The 15882-nt window shown below is 65.6% G+C and carries 15 protein-coding genes; 10 read left to right on the forward strand and 5 right to left on the reverse strand.

What is annotated here, in order from left to right; translation table 11 throughout:
- Window positions 1-110: 110 nt before the first annotated feature.
- Window positions 111-665, reverse strand: a complete 555-nt coding sequence (locus tag ACNJX8_RS07115; protein ID WP_439360045.1) for a flavin reductase family protein — start codon at window positions 663-665, stop codon at window positions 111-113.
- Window positions 666-721: 56 nt separating this feature from the next.
- Complete coding sequence (locus ACNJX8_RS07120; RefSeq protein WP_439360046.1) at window positions 722-1819, reverse strand: LLM class flavin-dependent oxidoreductase; 1098 nt, start codon at window positions 1817-1819, stop codon at window positions 722-724.
- A gap of 217 nt (window positions 1820-2036) precedes the next feature.
- On the opposite strand from ACNJX8_RS07120, the gene ACNJX8_RS07125 reads away from it, so the two are divergent.
- The 3 genes from ACNJX8_RS07125 (at window position 2037) to poxB (ending at window position 5444) form a co-directional block, all read left to right on the forward strand.
- The gene (locus ACNJX8_RS07125; RefSeq protein ID WP_439360047.1) at window positions 2037-2951 is read left to right on the forward strand and encodes a 2-dehydro-3-deoxygalactonokinase; all 915 of its coding nucleotides are present in this window, start codon (window positions 2037-2039) and stop codon (window positions 2949-2951) included.
- A gap of 16 nt (window positions 2952-2967) precedes the next feature.
- The gene (locus ACNJX8_RS07130; protein ID WP_439360048.1) at window positions 2968-3600 is read left to right on the forward strand and encodes a 2-dehydro-3-deoxy-6-phosphogalactonate aldolase; all 633 of its coding nucleotides are present in this window, start codon (window positions 2968-2970) and stop codon (window positions 3598-3600) included.
- A gap of 107 nt (window positions 3601-3707) precedes the next feature.
- On the forward strand, window positions 3708-5444 hold the full coding sequence (gene poxB / locus ACNJX8_RS07135) for a ubiquinone-dependent pyruvate dehydrogenase (protein ID WP_439360049.1): 1737 nt from the start codon (window positions 3708-3710) through the stop codon (window positions 5442-5444).
- A gap of 52 nt (window positions 5445-5496) precedes the next feature.
- Here the strand turns inward: poxB and ACNJX8_RS07140 are convergent, their stop codons facing one another.
- Window positions 5497-5862: a hypothetical protein gene (locus tag ACNJX8_RS07140; RefSeq protein WP_164934992.1), complete on the reverse strand. Its 366-nt coding sequence runs from the start codon at window positions 5860-5862 to the stop codon at window positions 5497-5499.
- Window positions 5863-5929: 67 nt separating this feature from the next.
- The gene (locus ACNJX8_RS07145; protein ID WP_439360050.1) at window positions 5930-6838 is read right to left on the reverse strand and encodes a PaaI family thioesterase; all 909 of its coding nucleotides are present in this window, start codon (window positions 6836-6838) and stop codon (window positions 5930-5932) included.
- Window positions 6839-6984: 146 nt separating this feature from the next.
- On the opposite strand from ACNJX8_RS07145, the gene ACNJX8_RS07150 reads away from it, so the two are divergent.
- The 3 genes from ACNJX8_RS07150 to ACNJX8_RS07160 all read left to right on the forward strand — a co-directional run bounded on the left by ACNJX8_RS07150 (window position 6985) and on the right by ACNJX8_RS07160 (window position 8713).
- Window positions 6985-7305, forward strand: coding sequence for a hypothetical protein (locus ACNJX8_RS07150; protein WP_164934991.1), 321 nt, complete (start codon window positions 6985-6987; stop codon window positions 7303-7305).
- Window positions 7306-7593: 288 nt separating this feature from the next.
- Complete coding sequence (locus ACNJX8_RS07155; RefSeq protein ID WP_439360051.1) at window positions 7594-7995, forward strand: LON peptidase substrate-binding domain-containing protein; 402 nt, start codon at window positions 7594-7596, stop codon at window positions 7993-7995.
- A gap of 19 nt (window positions 7996-8014) precedes the next feature.
- On the forward strand, window positions 8015-8713 hold the full coding sequence (locus tag ACNJX8_RS07160) for a Clp protease N-terminal domain-containing protein (RefSeq protein WP_439360052.1): 699 nt from the start codon (window positions 8015-8017) through the stop codon (window positions 8711-8713).
- Between the two features lie 19 nt (window positions 8714-8732).
- On the opposite strand, the gene ACNJX8_RS07165 is transcribed toward ACNJX8_RS07160, so the two are convergent.
- The gene (locus ACNJX8_RS07165) at window positions 8733-10208 is read right to left on the reverse strand and encodes an amidase (RefSeq protein WP_439360053.1); all 1476 of its coding nucleotides are present in this window, start codon (window positions 10206-10208) and stop codon (window positions 8733-8735) included.
- Window positions 10209-10840: 632 nt separating this feature from the next.
- On the opposite strand from ACNJX8_RS07165, the gene ACNJX8_RS07170 reads away from it, so the two are divergent.
- From ACNJX8_RS07170 to ACNJX8_RS07185, 4 genes are all read left to right on the forward strand, one after another.
- Window positions 10841-13177 (forward strand): Tex family protein, encoded by a 2337-nt coding sequence (locus tag ACNJX8_RS07170; protein WP_439360054.1) that lies wholly within the window; start codon window positions 10841-10843, stop codon window positions 13175-13177.
- A gap of 321 nt (window positions 13178-13498) precedes the next feature.
- Window positions 13499-14026, forward strand: a complete 528-nt coding sequence (locus ACNJX8_RS07175) for a hypothetical protein (protein ID WP_439360055.1) — start codon at window positions 13499-13501, stop codon at window positions 14024-14026.
- Window positions 14027-14123: 97 nt separating this feature from the next.
- Entirely contained in the window at window positions 14124-14816 is a 693-nt protein-coding gene (locus tag ACNJX8_RS07180; protein WP_091881121.1) for a response regulator transcription factor, read from the forward strand.
- Window positions 14803-15879 (forward strand): sensor histidine kinase, encoded by a 1077-nt coding sequence (locus ACNJX8_RS07185; protein ID WP_439360056.1) that lies wholly within the window; start codon window positions 14803-14805, stop codon window positions 15877-15879. The genes ACNJX8_RS07180 and ACNJX8_RS07185 overlap by 14 nt, the downstream gene beginning before the upstream one ends.
- The last annotated feature ends 3 nt before the right edge of the window (window positions 15880-15882 follow it).

Raw genomic sequence — 15882 nt, forward strand, 5'->3', positions numbered from 1 at the left:
GCTCTCTCGCCACGAGTCCAATTCTCGTTTCAATACGCGGATAGATACCCCTCATCCGGCGCTTCGCGCCACCTTCTCCCACAAGGGGAAAAGGGAAGAGGGCAGCGCCCTTACGAAAAATCCGTCCAGCTCAGATGCCGCGAATCGAGGTCGCCGACTGTAACTGTCTCGCGGATTTCGTGGGGTGTATGAAAGCTGCTTCGCAAATAGACCAGCGGCGTAGCCGTCGCTGCGTGCGACACGCCGCGCACCTCGCCGACGAAGATCGAATGCGTCTTGGTTTCGAACTCGTGGGCCAGCACGCAATCGAATGCCGCGACCGCGTCTGTCAGCACCGGCGCGCCGGTCTCGCCGCGCGTCCATTGTCCGAAAGCGAAGCGGTCGTCGCCGTTGACGCCTTTCTGGCCGCTGAAGGTCAGCGCCAGCAGGGCGTGATCCTCGTGCAGGAAGTTGATCGCAAAAGCGCCTTCCTCGCGGATGCGCCCATGCGCGCTGGCGTTGTGGTTGACGCAGACGATCAGCGAGGGCGGACTGTCGGAGAGCGAGCAGGCCGAGGTCACGGTCAGTCCGGTGCGCTTGCCGTGCTCGGCGCCGACAGTCACCAGCGCGACCGCGCCGGCGCATTGGCGCATCGCCTGCTTGAAATCCTTGGCGTCGACCGTCACGCGGAAATCTCCGAAATGATGCGGGTGCGGCACGATCGCGCCGCACCCGCTGCAGGTCAAGCTGCCTTCTTCGCGGAGCCGAGATGCGCCAGGCGCGGCATCACCTCGTTCTTCAGCAGTGACAGCGAGTGGTGCCAGGCTTCCGCCTTGTGCTTGTAGTCGAAGCCGAACACCAGCAGCACGCCGAAGCCGCCGACCTCGTCGTAGATCTTCTCGATCTTTTCGGCGACAGTCGCGGGCGAGCCGACGATCCAGTTCCGCTTGGCGCAATATTCGACCGTGACGTCGCTATCGGGCACGTCGGGCGCGTGCTTGAGATAGTCCTTGAAGCCGAAATGGCCGAGCAGCGGCAGGAAGTACTCGTGCATCATCTGGCCCATCATGTCGCCGGTCGAGAGCTTCCAGGCCTCCTCATCGGTGTCGGCGACGAACACCTCGCGCACCAGCCGCCAGTCCTGCCGGTTCGGTTTGCGTCCGGTCTTGGCGGCGCCGATCTCGACCGAATCCCAATGGCTCGAGACATAGGCCGGGTTGAGGTTGAGGCTCATCGGGATGAAGCCGCGCTCGCCGGCGAGCTTCAAGGTGTCCGAATTCTTGGAGAGCCCGGCGACGCCGATCGGCGGATGCGGCGCCTGCAGCGGCTTGATGTGGGGCTTGAGGAAGTCGAACATTGTGTCCGGCTTGGTCACCGTCCAGAACTTGCCCTTATGGGTGAAGGGCGCAGGTTCAGTCCACAGCTTCAGGATGATCTCCAGCGCTTCGCGAGTCATGTCTCGGTTCTGCCCGCTCATGCCGTCGACGTTGAACATCGCCCAGTCGCTCGGCAGGCCGCTTGCCGCGACGCCGAAATTGAGCCGGCCCTCGGAGAGATGGTCCAGCATCGCGACGCGGTTGGCGAGCTCGGCCGGGTGGTGATAGGGCAAGAGGAAGCCGCCGGGTCCGATGCGAAGCTTCTTGGTCTGCATCAGCGCCTGCGCGATCAGGAGGTCCGGCGTGGGGTTGGGTTCCCAGGGCGCGGTGTGGTGCTCGCCGACCCAGGCTTCCTGATAGCCGAGCTCGTCGAGCCAGCGCATGACCTGCAAGTCCCAGTCGTTCCCTTCCTTCAGGCCGCACTCCGGCGGATGCGAAGGCATCGTGAAATAACCGATCTCCATGGTTTCCTCATCTGATGTTGACGCGTCTTGTTGCGCGGTTCACGGACGTGAGTGGGAACGCTTCAGCAAGCGGTGTGCCAGCGCGGGCGGCGCCGCAGACCTGCGAGAAAAGGCTGGTTTACGGCGGCAATAGCCGATATCCCGGGACGAATTTGCAAGGCGCTGTCTCATTGTCGCGAGACGGCGTCTTGGCCGTGAGACGAGGACGAGAATTGAGATGACCGAACCCGCCTATGTCGCAGTGGACTGGGGCACCAGCAGCTTCCGGCTCTGGCTGATCGACCGTGCCGGCCAGGTGCTGGCGGAGCGCCGCAGCGGCGAGGGCATGCTGGCTGCGGCCAAGACCGGTTTTCCCGCCGTGCTGCATTCGCATCTTGCGGCGGTCGAAGCTCCGGATCATCTGCCGGTTCTCGTCTGCGGCATGGCCGGCGCCAAAACGGGTTGGGTCGAGGCCGGCTATGTCGACACGCCGGCGCCACTTGCTGCCATCCTGAAACAAGCCGCGCTTGTGCCGGGCGAGGCGCGCGATATCCGCATCCTGCCGGGCATCGCGCAGCGCGATGCAAACGCGCCGGACGTCATGCGCGGCGAGGAGACGCAATTGCTCGGTGCGCTCGGCCTCGATGCCGCCGGCGAGGCCCTGGTCTGCATGCCCGGCACGCATTCGAAATGGGTCCGCGTGAAGGATGGCATTGTCGAGCACTTTTCGACGTTCATGACCGGCGAGCTCTTCAGCGCGGTGTCGCGCGAGACCATCCTGTCGCTCGCGGTCGCCGGCGCCGATGACGCCGAGGATGTCGCAAGCTTCAAGGCGGCGGTGATTGCTGCGTTCAAGGCGCCGGCCTTCGCCGCCAATCTTCTGTTCACCGCGCGGTCGCGGCAGCTCTTGTTCGGCGGCACGCCGGCCGCAGCGCGCGAAACGCTGTCGGGCACGTTGATCGGCGTCGAGCTGGCGGCAGGGCTCTCCGGTAACGTGCCGAAAGCAGGCGTCATGTTGCTCGCATCGGGTCGCCTTGCAACGCTATACCGGCTGGCTTTCGACGCACTGTCGGTCACCGTGCAGCCGATCGATGCCGATGAAGCCGTCCGCCGCGGCCTGTCGATGGCGGCTGCGGCGATCTGGACGAACTAGAAGAAGGACTCTTGAGATGAGCGTTCCCTTTCCGCCGATGAAGCGTCCGCTGGTCGCGATCCTGCGCGGCGTCAAGCCTGAGGAAGCCGGGGCGATCGTCGGCGTGCTGATCGAGGCCGGCATGACCGCGATCGAGATCCCGCTGAACTCGCCCGATCCGTTCCGCTCGATCGGCACCGCCGTGAAGCTCGCGCCGGCCGGCGTGCTGATCGGCGCCGGCACGGTGCTGACGGCTCAGGATGTCGATCGTCTCAACGACGTTGGTGGCAAGCTAATGGTTTCGCCGAATGTCGACACCGAGGTGCTGGCGCGCGCGCACCAGCACGGCATGGTGACGATGCCGGGCGTGTTCTCGCCGACCGAGGCACTGCTGGCGGCGCGCTGCGGCGCCTCGAGCCTGAAGTTCTTTCCGGCGAGCGTGCTCGGCGCGTCCGGCATTGCGGCGATCCGCGCCGTGCTGCCGGCCGGCGTGATGATCGCCGCCGTCGGCGGTGTCTCCGATCAGAATTTTGCCGAGTACATCGAGGGCGGCGTGACGGCGTTCGGGCTCGGCTCCAGCCTGTACAAGCCCGGCATGTCGGCCGCCGATGTCGCGGCGCGCGCGAACGCGACGATCACAGCCTACGATCGGGCGATTGTGAAAGATTGAGCCGGAACAGATACGCCGCAATCGTGTCATAGCTTATTGTGCCTCACGGCATCGCAATCGATGCCTGCACATCATGTGCATGTGATTGGCTGAAGCAGGAGACCGACATGGCGATCAATAATGTGGCCGATCTGTTCGTGGCAACGCTCGAACAGGCCGGCGTCAAGCGCATCTACGGCATCGTCGGCGACAGCCTGAACGCATTTACCGAGGCGCTGCGCCGTCGCGGCACGATCGAATGGATCCATGTCCGGCACGAAGAGGTTGCGGCTTTCGCCGCCGCCGGCGAAGCCGAGATGACGGGCAGCCTTGCGGTGTGTGCCGGCTCCTGCGGCCCCGGCAATCTGCATCTGATCAACGGCCTGTTCGACGCGCATCGCAGCCGCGTTCCTATGCTGGCAATCGCGGCGCAGATCCCCTCAGCCGAGATCGGCGGCGGCTATTTCCAGGAAACGCATCCGCAAAACCTGTTCCGCGAGTGCAGCCATTATTGCGAGTTGGTCTCCGATCCGAGCCAGCTTCCTTACGTGCTGGAGAATGCGATCCGTGCGGCGGTAGGCCTTCGCGGTGTCGCCGTCGTCGCCATGCCCGGCGATGTCGCTTTCCGCAGCCCGCCGAAGCGCGCGCTGTCGACGACGCGCGGGCTTGCGCTGGCAGCGCCGAAGGTCGTGCCGCAGGCCGATGAGCTGAAGGCGCTTGCGGATCGCCTGAATGGTGCCGAACGCATCACCTTGTTCTGCGGCCGTGGCTGCGCCGGCGCGCACGCGCCGCTGATGCAGCTTGCGGAGACCCTAAAGAGCCCAATCGTGCATGCGCTCGGCGGCAAGGAGCATGTCGAACACGACAACCCCTACGACGTCGGCATGACCGGCTTCATCGGCTTCTCCTCTGGTTACGCGGCGATGCACGCCTGCGACGCGCTGGTGATGCTCGGCACAGATTTCCCCTACAAGCAGTTTTTCCCGACCGACTGCCAGATCGCACAGATCGACATCAGGCCGGAAAATCTGGGACGGCGCTGCAAGATCGATCTCGGGCTCGTCGGCGACGTCAAGCTCACCATCGAGGAGCTGCTGCCGCTGCTCAAGACAAAGACGCAGCGCAAGCATCTCGACGATGCCATCGCGCACTATAAGAAGGCGCGCGAGGGGCTCGACCAGCTCGCCAGGGGCACGCCGGGAGCCAAGCCGATCCATCCGCAATATCTGGCAAAAGTCATCAGCGACCATGCGACCGACGATGCCGTGTTCACCGCCGACGTCGGCACGCCTACGGTGTGGGCCGCGCGCTATCTCGACATGAACGGCCGCCGCCGTCTGATCGGCTCCTTCGTGCACGGCTCGATGGCCAACGCCATGCCGCAGGCGATCGGCGCGCAGGCTGCACAGCCCGGCCGCCAGGTGATCTCGCTGTCGGGCGACGGCGGCTTCACCATGCTGATGGGCGACCTGATCACGCTGACGCAGATGAAGCTGCCGGTGAAGGTGATCGTGTTCAACAACGGCGTGCTCGGCTTCGTCGCGCTGGAGATGAAGGCCGCGGGCTTCGTCGACACCAATGTCGATCTGGAGAACCCTGATTTCGCGGCGATGGCGCGTGCGATGGGCGTCTTTGCGAAGCGCGTCGAGGACCCGGGCGAACTCCCGGGCGCGATGAAGGAGGTTCTGGCTCATAACGGGCCGGCGCTGCTCGACGTCGTCACCGCCAAGCAGGAGCTGTCGATGCCGCCGACCATCACGCCCGAGCAGATCAAGGGCTTTAGTCTGTGGGTGCTGCGCGCCGTGATGAACGGCCGCGGCGACGAGGTGCTCGACCTCGCGAAGACGAATCTGTTGCCGCGCTGAATATGCCTGAGATGGCTCTCCACCTCTCCCGAAGGGAGAGGTGGGAATCGCGCTAGCCCCGCTTCATCGAGGGCGCGGGCATCCGCTCGTGGCGGCGCTGGAAGCGCTGCCAGTGCAGCACGATGCCGATCAGCAGCGCCGGCACGAAGCCGAGCATGATCAGGAAATGCGGCAACTCCTTCGGCGAGATGAAGGCGATCGCGATGTCCGAGATCAGCCAGAGCGCCGCGAACATCACCGCAAAATCCGTGCGCGGGCAGCGCAGGTAGTAGAACACAGCGGTGACGACGATGGCGGGCCCGATCGCAATGGCGATCATCACCGCCGTCAGCTCCTTCGGCGTCAACGCGTCGAGCACCATCGATGCCAGCAGCCAGAGTGCGGCGAACATGGCGATGATGTCGAGCGGGTGCCGCAAATCAATACCTCTCGCCGGGAACGCGCTATCGTTGTGTCCTGCGCCCCGCCCGTCAAGTAAAATACGCCTATTCCTCGTCACTTCCAGGCGTCGGCCGCAACATGAAATGACCGAAGGCCGTGGCGATCGGCTTGTTCGCATCGTCCTGCCAGGCCCGCGCCTCAAAGGCCACGATGCGGCGGCCCTGCTTCACGATCGAGACGTTGGCAAAGGTGTCGAGCGCACGGCCGGAGCGCAGATAGTTGACGGTGAGGCCGATCGGTTTGGGCGGCGCCGCAGTGCCGAGCTCGCGCGCCACCCCGACGATCGCGGTGGTCTCCAGGAAGGCGCCGGTCATGCCGCCATGGATCGCGGGCAGGATCGGATTGCCGATGATCTTCGGCGAGAACGGCATCGTCAGCGTGCCGTCGTCGTTGACGCGAATGCCGAGGCAGCGCGCGAACGGGCTATTTGCGAACGGACCAGCCGGATCCTCCGGCGCCTCCAGCGTCGGGATGCTGCGCGCATCCATCCGGCGGTCGGCGAGCATATTGGTGCGATTGGCGCCGATCATGAAGCAGGCCGTCGCGGTCGCGACCGGATCGTCCTCGGACTCCTGATAGGCGGTAGAGCGAACGAAGGCGATCGAGCGCGTGGTGCGATAGCAGACCGAATGCGCCTTGATGTCGAGGCACGGCGTCGCCGGCTTCTGATAGTCGATACGCAGGTCGAGCGTCGCGATCGCGCGCGTACCGTCGAGCGCGAGCTGCACTGCCATGCCGCAGCTCTCGTCCAGCATCGCGGTGACGACACCGCCATGCAGAACGCCGGTCTCGGTGTCGCCGACGAAGACGGGACGGTAGGGCAGGCTGGACCAGGCCTCGGCGGGCGCGAAGCGGTCAAGCTGGAGGCCGCTGATATGGCCATAGTCGGAACGCCGGCCCTGGATGGCCTCGGCGAGTTCCTCGAAGGGGAGCGTGGTAGGTAGAGCGGACATGACGACGTTCTAGACCAGCGCCGGGCGCCGCGCAAAACCGCCGAATAGGCGCCGCCGGTCTGCCGTGGGCGGTTTGGCCTCGACAGGGCGGGCCGAAGCGACGATGGTGGGTGCTTCGTTCGTTCGACTAGCCGCAAGGAGCGCCCATGACCGACCCCGAAACACCCTCGACCGCCCAGGGGCCCGTCACCATTTCGACCTCCAGCTCGGAGCGGGCGCCGATCATCTATTTCGACGGCGCCTCCTGCTTCGGCCACCACAACGGCGCGATCCAGATCGAGCTCGCCGCAAACCTGCTGATGCCGGTCGGCGCCGCCGTCAGGGTCGACGTGGTCCAGACCGCGCACCTGCGTTGCAGCGTGGCCGCAGCGCTGGCGCTGCGCGAAGCGCTCGACAAGGCGCTGGCGATGTACAAGCAGGGGCAGCAGCAGCCACCGACGGAAGAGATCCCCGCGGTGAAGAATTGAGATCGCAATTGACAGCGATTTATCTTTGCGCCACCTTCCGTGCAGGTTGATACGACCTGCCGGTTGCACCCTCTGTGGAATGGTGAACGTATCAAGCCTTCATTGGCCTCCCCTTTGCCCGAGCGTCCGGGTCAGCAATGCAACCGCCTGATATATCTGGATCGCTCATGCAGAGGACGAACCGATGCGCGATTTTCGCGATGCCAAGGGCGCGGACCCTGCGCGAATCCCTGACCACACAAGGCCGTCACCATCAGTCACAGCGAAAGCCTCGAGCTGGTGTCGAGGATGCTGGGCGTTGCAGACTGGAATACGTTGTCGGCAATGCTTCAGACCGGGCGTCGCGACACGCTCGTGCCGATCGCAAGGCCCATCAGCTCGACTGCGGTCTATCCGGCGGTCCCGTTGCGCGATTTCGTGCCGTTTCCGGGCGCAACCTTTCCGTTGTTCGTCGGCCGCGAGAACACCGTGCTCGCGCTCAACCATGCGTTCGAGGGCGAGCGCGAGATGGTCTGCGCGATCCAGCGCGATGCGACCGTCGATGAGCCGCAATTTGCCGACCTCTGTGAGATCGGCGTGCTGGTTCAATTGGTCGAACTCGAACGGCTCCAGGACGGATCGATCAGGGTCCTGACGCGTGTCCTCCGCCGCGTCGCGCTGCGCAGCTTCGCTGCGCAATCGAGCGGTTAATCGGTCCGAGGCATCCGAATTGCCCGAAGGGGCGCCCGTCGATTCGCCCGAACTGATCCGCCGGGCCATCCAGCGTTTCGAGGATTACGCAGCCACCCACGGCTTGCTGGTGCCGGATATCTGGTTGTTCTTCGATCAGACGCACGACGTCGGCCGCATAGCGGACACGATGGCGATGCGCATGAAGCTGCCGATCAAGGACAAGTACGAGCTGCTGGCCCTGCTCGATCCCGTGAAGCGGCTGGAGAAGATCGACGGGTTGCTGGACGTGTCGTCTCGCCCATTTGGCGCGGCCTATGCTGCGACGCGACGCCGAGCGCCGGCCCTCGCCGATCAGCGCCGCCATCAGTTCGCAACGCTGGAGCACCTGTTGCTGGCGTTGACCGAAGACGGTGATGCCGCACCTATCTTGCAGGCCTGCAACGCCGATCTCGGCGTGCTCAGGCAAAACCTCACAGACTATCTCGACAAGGAGCTCGCACACACTGTGATCGAGACGGGAACAGCGGCGCCAACCGTTGCGTTCCGGCGCGTCGACCGCCGCGCCGCACTGCATGCGCAGGAGGTCGGCAATCCTGCCGTGACGGGCACCAATGCGCTCGTCGCCCTCTTTCCGGAGACACGAAGCCCGGCGGCGCGCTTGCTCGCCGAGCAGGGCGTATCGCGTTGGCGCGTGGACAAGGCCATTGTGCGAAATTCTGGCGAGGACAAGCGCTAGAGCAACGTGCGGCGGCAGCTCACGCCTTGGTCACATGCACCTTCGCGGTCTTGCCGCCGTTCCACTTGCCGTCGAGCGCGCGCTCGATCTGGGCGGCGAGTTGCAGCAAGAGGCCGTCATTGGCCTGCTTCGCTATCGCCTGGATGCCGAGCGGCAGGCCGTGCTCGTGGGTCGCCATCGGCATCGAGATCGCCGGCATGCCGCAGAGATTGGCGAGCGGCGTGAAGGCGAAATTGCGCCAGAGATTGCCGAACCAGTCGAGCACATCGGGATTGTCGGAGATCGTGAGATATTCCTTGGTGCCGACCTTCGGCGTCGGCAGCGCGGTGACCGGCGTCAGGATCACGTCCCACTGCTCGAAGAAGGCGCCGAAGCCGCGGGAGGTCGTGTTGAACACGCCTTGCATCTTCGCGCGCTCGGCGAAGCTCGTGTGCCGCCCGGCTTCCCAGATGCGGATGTTCATGGGCTCGATCAGATCTTCCGGCGGCGTCGTTAGCCCGCGCGCGGCCAGCATGTTGGAGATCACTACCGCAAAGTTGGAGATGTAGCAGGTAGTCTGCGCCGCGAACGCGCCGCGGAAGTCGAGTCCGGGCAGGGCGTAGTCGACGTGATGGCCGAGGCCTTCGAGGAAGCGGCCCGCCTTCTCCAGCTCAGCCGCGATGTGCGGCGTCGCGGTGTAGTCGCCCCAGGTGTGCGACAGCGCGATCCGGAGCTTGGTCGGATCGCGCTTGATCATCTCGCAATAGGGCTGCGCCGTGGTCCAGAACGGCATAAACTCGCCGGGCGCCGGTCCCCTTGCGTGATCGACGAAGGCGGCGGTGTCGCGCACCGAGCGCGACTGGCAGCCCTGGATCGAGACGAGGCCAGTGAGATCGGACATGTGCGGGGCGAGCGAGAACACGCCGCGCGAGACTTTCAATCCGATATTGCCGTTGACGCCGGCGGGAATGCGGATCGAACCGCCGCCGTCGGTTGCATGCGCGATGGGCACTACGCCGGCCGCGACCATCGCGGCGCTGCCGGCCGACGAGCCGCAGGTGGTGTAGTCGGTATTCCAGGGATTGCGCGTGACATAGACGGCGGGATTATCGGCCGAGCTGCACACGCCGAATTCCGGCGTCGTGGTGCGTCCGATCAGGTTGAGGCCAGCCTGGCGGAATTTGCCGGTCAGGAAGGTGTCGGCGGCCGCGCGATTGCCGCGCATCAGGAGCGAGCCCATCTCCTGCAGCCGGCCCTTCATGGTCGGTCCCAGATCCTTCATCAGGAAGGGCAGGCCGGCGAACGGGCCGGAGAGGTTGGCGCCGTCCTTGGCGGGATCGGCGATCACGTCATCGAACAGCTCGACCACGCCCGACAGCGCCGGATTGACCTTGGCGACGCCCGCCGCGGCCTGCCGCGCCAGTTCCTTCGCGGTCAGCTCGCCGTTGCGGACGCGGGCGGCCAGCGCCACGCCGTCGTGCTGCGCCCATTCACTCCAGCTCATCGGCAAAGTCATGTAGTCAAATCCCTTTGATGCGGCGTCACCTTCCTTTCGCAAGGAACCGCGTGAATCAACCGAGCTGGCGCGAGGGGCAGGGTTGCGTGGGGCGGAGAGGTCGGGGACGCAGAGCTGCCGGCTGTATCAATCCGACAGTCGCGCGATCGCTGCAACCGGCCCGCCGCCGGACACCGTAGCCCGCGGGCTCAATGGAGCATGTCCCTCGCTCCGTCATTGCGAGCCACCGGGTCCGCGCGAAGCGCGGCGCGATGACAGGCTCCGCGAAGCAATCCAGAGTCTCCCCGCGGTGGGATTCTGGATTGCTTCGTCGCATCAGCGCAAAATTGCTCTGCAATTTTGTCGCGAGCTCCTCGCAATGACGGCGTGGAGAGAGCGGGCGCCGCACTCCGCTCTCGTGCCCCGGCTCAGCGCCGCATCGCTTGCGCGCTGCAGCGCGTCCGGGACACGAGAGCACAGCACGAACACGTCGTCCTCCCAACGATTGTGGCGAGATCGCATCGGTTCAACAAAAAATCCTCTGTCGACGGCCATCCGCCACACCTTGATGAATCAACCCCGGTTGGTTCATAAGCGGCGTCCCGTGGCCGGTGGTTCGCCCCTGCGTCGCGTGCTTGGATAGAGGGATTCGCGTGGCAAATATCAACCAGAAAATTGCGCAGGAGCTTGGGGTTCGCGCCGAGCAGGTCGAGGCGGCGGTGACGCTGCTCGACGGCGGCGCCACGGTTCCCTTCATCGCCCGCTACCGCAAGGAAGCGACCGGTGCGCTCGACGACGCGCAATTGCGCACCCTGGAGGAGCGCCTGGTTTACCTGCGTGAGCTCGAAGACCGCCGCAAGGCCATCCTCGAATCGGTCCGCGAGCAGGGCAAGCTCGACGCGGCTCTCGAAGCCAGCATTCTCGCCGCCGACAGCAAGGCACGCCTCGAAGACATCTATCTGCCGTTCAAGCCGAAGCGCCGCACCAAGGCCGAGATCGCCAAGGAAGCCGGCCTCGAGCCGCTCGCCAATCAACTGGTGGCGGAGCCTGGCAATGATCCCAAGGTCGTAGCCGAAGCCTTCATCAACGCCGAGAAGGGCGTTGCCGATGCCGCTGCCGCTCTCGACGGCGCCCGCGCCATCCTGGTCGAGCGCTTCGACGAGGACGCCGACCTGATCGGCGCGCTGCGCGAGGAGATGTGGACCAATGCGCGCATGGCCTCCAAGGTGCGCGACGGCAAGAAGACCGAGGGCGAGAAGTTCGCCGACTATTTCGATTTCTCCGAGCCGCTGACGAAGCTGCCCTCGCACCGCATCCTCGCGATGTTCCGCGGCGAGAAGGAAGAGATCCTCGACCTGCAAATTCAGGCCGAGGCCGAGGCGCCGCCGCCCGGTGTGCCCAGTGCCTACGAACTGAAGATCATGAAGCGGTTCGGCATTGCCGATCTCAAGCGCCTCGGCGACCGCTGGCTGATCGACACCGTGCGCTGGGCTTGGCGCACAAAAATCCAGGTCCATCTCAACATCGACCTGCGCATGCGGCTGTGGAACTCGGCCGAGACCGAGGCCGTGCGCGTGTTCGCCTCGAATTTGCGCGATCTCTTGCTGGCGGCGCCAGCCGGCACCCGCGTCACCATGGGGCTCGATCCCGGCTATCGCACCGGCGTCAAGGTCGCCGTTATCGACGCCACCGGCAAGGTGGTCGACACCACCGCGATCTATCCGCACGAGCCGCAGCGGCAATGGAACGAGTCGCTGGCGACCCTTGGCAGGCTTGCGCTGAAGCATCGCGTCGAGCTGATCGCGATCGGCAACGGCACCGCCTCGCGCGAGACCGACAAGCTCGCGACCGATCTCGTCAAGGGCCTTCCCGAACTGAAGATGACCAAGATCGTGGTCTCGGAAGCCGGCGCCTCGGTCTATTCGGCCTCGGCTTTCGCCTCGGAGGAATTGCCGGGCCTCGACGTCACCCTGCGCGGCGCGGTCTCGATCGCGCGGCGGCTCCAGGATCCGCTCGCCGAGCTGGTCAAGATCGAGCCCAAGGCGATCGGCGTCGGCCAGTATCAGCACGACCTCGGCCAGGCCAAGCTCGCCAAATCGCTCGATGCCGTGGTTGAAGACTGCGTGAACGCGGTCGGGGTCGACGTCAACACCGCCTCCGCGCCGCTGCTGGCGCGCGTGTCGGGCGTCGGCGCAGGCCTTGCGCAGAGCATCGTGGCGCACCGCGACGCCAACGGCCCGTTCAAATCGCGCAAGGCGCTCAAGGACGTGCCGCGGCTCGGGCCGAAGGCATTCGAGCAGTGCGCGGGCTTCCTGCGCATCCTCGGCGGCGAGGATCCGCTCGACGCCTCCGGCGTGCATCCGGAAGCCTATCCGGTGGTGCGCCGGATTCTCGCGGCAACCAAGAGCGACATCAAGGCGCTGATCGGCAGCAGCGAGATCGTGCGCACGCTCAAGCCGAAGGATTTCGTCGACGAGACCTTCGGCCTGCCGACCGTCACCGACATCCTGCGCGAGCTCGAAAAGCCCGGCCGCGACCCGCGCCCGGCGTTCAAGGCCGCGGTGTTCAAGGAAGGCGTCGAGGAGATCAAGGATCTCAAGAAGGGCATGATCCTCGAGGGCACCGTGACCAACGTCGCCGCCTTCGGCGCCTTCGTCGACATCGGCGTGCACCAGGACGGCCTCGTGCACATCTCGGCGATGTCGAAGAATTACATCAAGGATCCGCGCGAGGTGGTGAAGCCCGGCGACATCGTCAAGGTGAAGGTGCTGGACTTCGAGGTCGCCCGCAAGCGCATCTCGCTGACGCTGCGGCTGGATGACGAGGTCGGCGCCAAGAAGGACGCGCCCGGCATGCAGCGCGACAACAATTCGCGCAACAGCGCACGCATGACCTCGTCGGCGCCGCGCAAGCAGGAATCCTCCGGCGGGGGCGCGCTTGCGGAGGCGTTGCGGCGTGCAGCCGAGAAGAGCGGCGGCAAGCGGGTGTGATTCCTAACCTCTCCCCGCCCTTTGCGGGGAGAGGTCGGATCGCGTCAGCGATCCGGGTGAGGGGCAGGGCACTATGGTGCCGAGACGGGAATCCATCCGACTCGTCGGATATCCGGCTCATAACTCAAATCGAATTTGCCGAAGCACCCCTCACCCCTCCCTCTCCCCGTAAGAACGGGGAGAGGGAGTGACAGAGCGCCGCCTCCCTGACACCCGCGTCAGAATCTGGCGCATTTGTAAGTTGATGGTTACAGCGCATTCGCTTCTCCTGATCCTCCTCGTGCAGCGGGACTAGCGCTGCACTGCAAGGAGGATCTTCCGATGAAGAACAAGCTTCTCACAGGGCTCGTCGCAGCGGCAGTGGCTGCGACGCTGGCGGCCGCGGCGCCCGCGCTCGCGCGCGGCGGTTTTGGCGGTGGCGGCCATGGCGGCTTTGGCGGCGGGCATTTCGGTGGTGGCGGCATGCACGCCGGCGGCATGGGCGGTGGCATGCATGTCGGCGGTATGGGCGGGGGCATGCGAGTGGGCGGCATGGGCGGAGCTCATTTCGGTGGCGCCCGCTTCGCCGGTTCCCCGATGGCCGCTCACGCGGCGATCGGGCCGCGCTTTGCCGGTGCGCCGCTCGCGACCCGCGCCGCCTTCGGCCCGCGGTTTGCCGGCACGGCATTCCACGGCAGGCCCTTCATTGGCCGGCATGCCTTCTTCTTCCGGCATCATCGCTTCCACCGCTTCGCCTTCATCGGCGCGCCGTTCGTCTATGCCAACTATTACGACGACGGCTGCTGGCGCAGGAGATGGACGCCCTATGGCTGGCACTGGGTCAATGTGTGCGGGTACGATTGGTACTAGCATCGCCGTACCGCACCATTGTCGCGGTCGCCACCGGGCGGTTCCGCTCAGCCCCGGGACGGGATAGTCTGGTGGCGATCGTCGCGCGGAGTTCGTCATGACCGGAGGTCACCGCCGCATCCTGGTCGTCGAGGACGATCCGGAAACCGCAGGCCAGCTCGTCGAGGAACTGACGACCTCCGGTTACGAGGTCGATCTCGCAGCTAACGGGCGCGAGGCCCTGAGCCATGGCGCCGCGCGCGATTATGCCGTGATCACGATCGACCGCATGCTGCCCGACATCGACGGCATCACCGTGATGCGGCAGCTGCGCGACGACGGCATTGCCGCGCCGTTCCTGATCATCTCCGCGCTCGGCGAGGTGGACGATCGCGTGCGTGGCCTGCGCGCCGGCGGCGACGATTATCTCGTCAAGCCGTTCTCGTTCGTCGAGCTGCTCGCACGGCTGGAGGCGCTCGGCCGCCGCAGCGAGACCATTGCCAAGGAAACGCTGATTCGGGTCGGCGATCTCGCCATCGATCTGATCGCGCGCAGTGCCAGCCGCCGCGGCCGCAAGATCCCGCTGCTGCCGCGCGAGTTTCAACTGCTCGAATATCTCGTCCGTAACGAAGGCCGCGTCGTCTCCCGCGCGATGCTGCTCCAGCACGTCTGGGACCTGCATTTCGATCCCTCCACCAACATCATCGACGTCTATGTCGGACGGGTCCGCCGCAAGGTCGACGATGCCCAGGACTATCCGCTGATCCACACCATCCGCGGCATCGGATATTGCCTCCGTGCTCCTGGCTAAGACGCTCCGCTCCTCGACCTTCCGTCTGGCGCTGATCGCGATCGGCGCGTTCGGGCTGATCGTCGCGGCCATCATGGCCTATGTCTATTTCGGCACGCTCGCCTATGTGCAGAGCCGGCTCGGCACCGTCGGCGATCATGACGGCTTCACCGGCATGATCGAGCTCGCGATGGCCGCGGTCGCCGTGCTGCTTCTGGTGCTCGCCGGGCTCGCGGCGGTGCTGGTGACACGGCGCACGGTCGGGCGGATCGAGCAGATCAACGCCACCAGCCGCGCCATCATGCTCGCCGGCCTCGACCAGCGCATTCCCTTGCGTGGCAGCAACGACGAATGGGACCGCGTCGCGGAAAACCTCAACCAGATGCTCGACCGCATCGAGACGCTGATGGGCGAGGTCAAGCAGGTCAGCGACAACGTCGCCCACGATCTGCGCACTCCCCTGACGCGCATGCGTGGCCGGCTGGAGAAGGCCTATCACGCCCCGCGCAACAGCGAGGCGGACGCGGCCCTGATCGGCGACACCATCGCCGATCTCGACGCCGTGCTCGGCATGTTCGCCTCCATTACGCGGATCTCGGAGATCGAGACCCGCGCCCGCACCGGCGCCTTCCGCGCGCTCGACCTCGCCGAGATCGCCGGTGAGGTCGTCGAGCTCTACGATGCCGCGGCCGAGCAGGTTGCTACAAAGCTAAGCCTCGCCAGCGACCGCGAGGTGCCGGTGACCGGCGACCGCGACCTCTTGTTCGATGCCATCGCCAATCTCGTCGACAACGCGATCAAGCACGGCCGCAAGGGCGGGCAGGTGACCGTCACCTGCCGCAGCGCCGATGGCTGCGCGGTGATCGCGATTGCGGACGACGGTCCGGGCATTCCCACCGAGGAGCGCGATCACGTGTTCAAGCGCTTTTATCGGCTCGAACAGAGCCGCTATACGCCGGGCAATGGCCTCGGCCTCAGTCTCGTCGCTGCGGTCGCGCGCCTCCATGGCGCCGAGATCGCGCTGCACGACAATGTGCCGGGCCTCACCGTCCGGCTCAGCTTCAAGGCGGCATCAGCGACGTGAATC

It is taken from the genome of Bradyrhizobium sp. SPXBL-04 (assembly GCF_051853035.1).
In the GTDB taxonomy this organism is placed as follows: Bacteria; Pseudomonadota; Alphaproteobacteria; order Rhizobiales; family Xanthobacteraceae; genus Bradyrhizobium; species Bradyrhizobium zhanjiangense.

What these genes read in the sequence shown, in the direction of transcription:
- ACNJX8_RS07120 (WP_439360046.1), bottom strand. Translation starts at nt 1,819, where the DNA reads ATGGAGATCGGTTATTTCACGATGCCTTCGCATCCGCCGGAGTGCGGC.
- ACNJX8_RS07180 (WP_091881121.1), top strand. Translation starts at nt 14,124, where the DNA reads ATGACCGGAGGTCACCGCCGCATCCTGGTCGTCGAGGACGATCCGGAA.
- ACNJX8_RS07130 (WP_439360048.1), top strand. Translation starts at nt 2,968, where the DNA reads ATGAGCGTTCCCTTTCCGCCGATGAAGCGTCCGCTGGTCGCGATCCTG.
- ACNJX8_RS07155 (WP_439360051.1), top strand. Translation starts at nt 7,594, where the DNA reads ATGCTGGGCGTTGCAGACTGGAATACGTTGTCGGCAATGCTTCAGACC.
- ACNJX8_RS07145 (WP_439360050.1), bottom strand. Translation starts at nt 6,838, where the DNA reads ATGTCCGCTCTACCTACCACGCTCCCCTTCGAGGAACTCGCCGAGGCC.
- ACNJX8_RS07175 (WP_439360055.1), top strand. Translation starts at nt 13,499, where the DNA reads ATGAAGAACAAGCTTCTCACAGGGCTCGTCGCAGCGGCAGTGGCTGCG.
- poxB (WP_439360049.1), top strand. Translation starts at nt 3,708, where the DNA reads ATGGCGATCAATAATGTGGCCGATCTGTTCGTGGCAACGCTCGAACAG.
- ACNJX8_RS07165 (WP_439360053.1), bottom strand. Translation starts at nt 10,208, where the DNA reads ATGACTTTGCCGATGAGCTGGAGTGAATGGGCGCAGCACGACGGCGTG.
- ACNJX8_RS07125 (WP_439360047.1), top strand. Translation starts at nt 2,037, where the DNA reads ATGACCGAACCCGCCTATGTCGCAGTGGACTGGGGCACCAGCAGCTTC.
- ACNJX8_RS07150 (WP_164934991.1), top strand. Translation starts at nt 6,985, where the DNA reads ATGACCGACCCCGAAACACCCTCGACCGCCCAGGGGCCCGTCACCATT.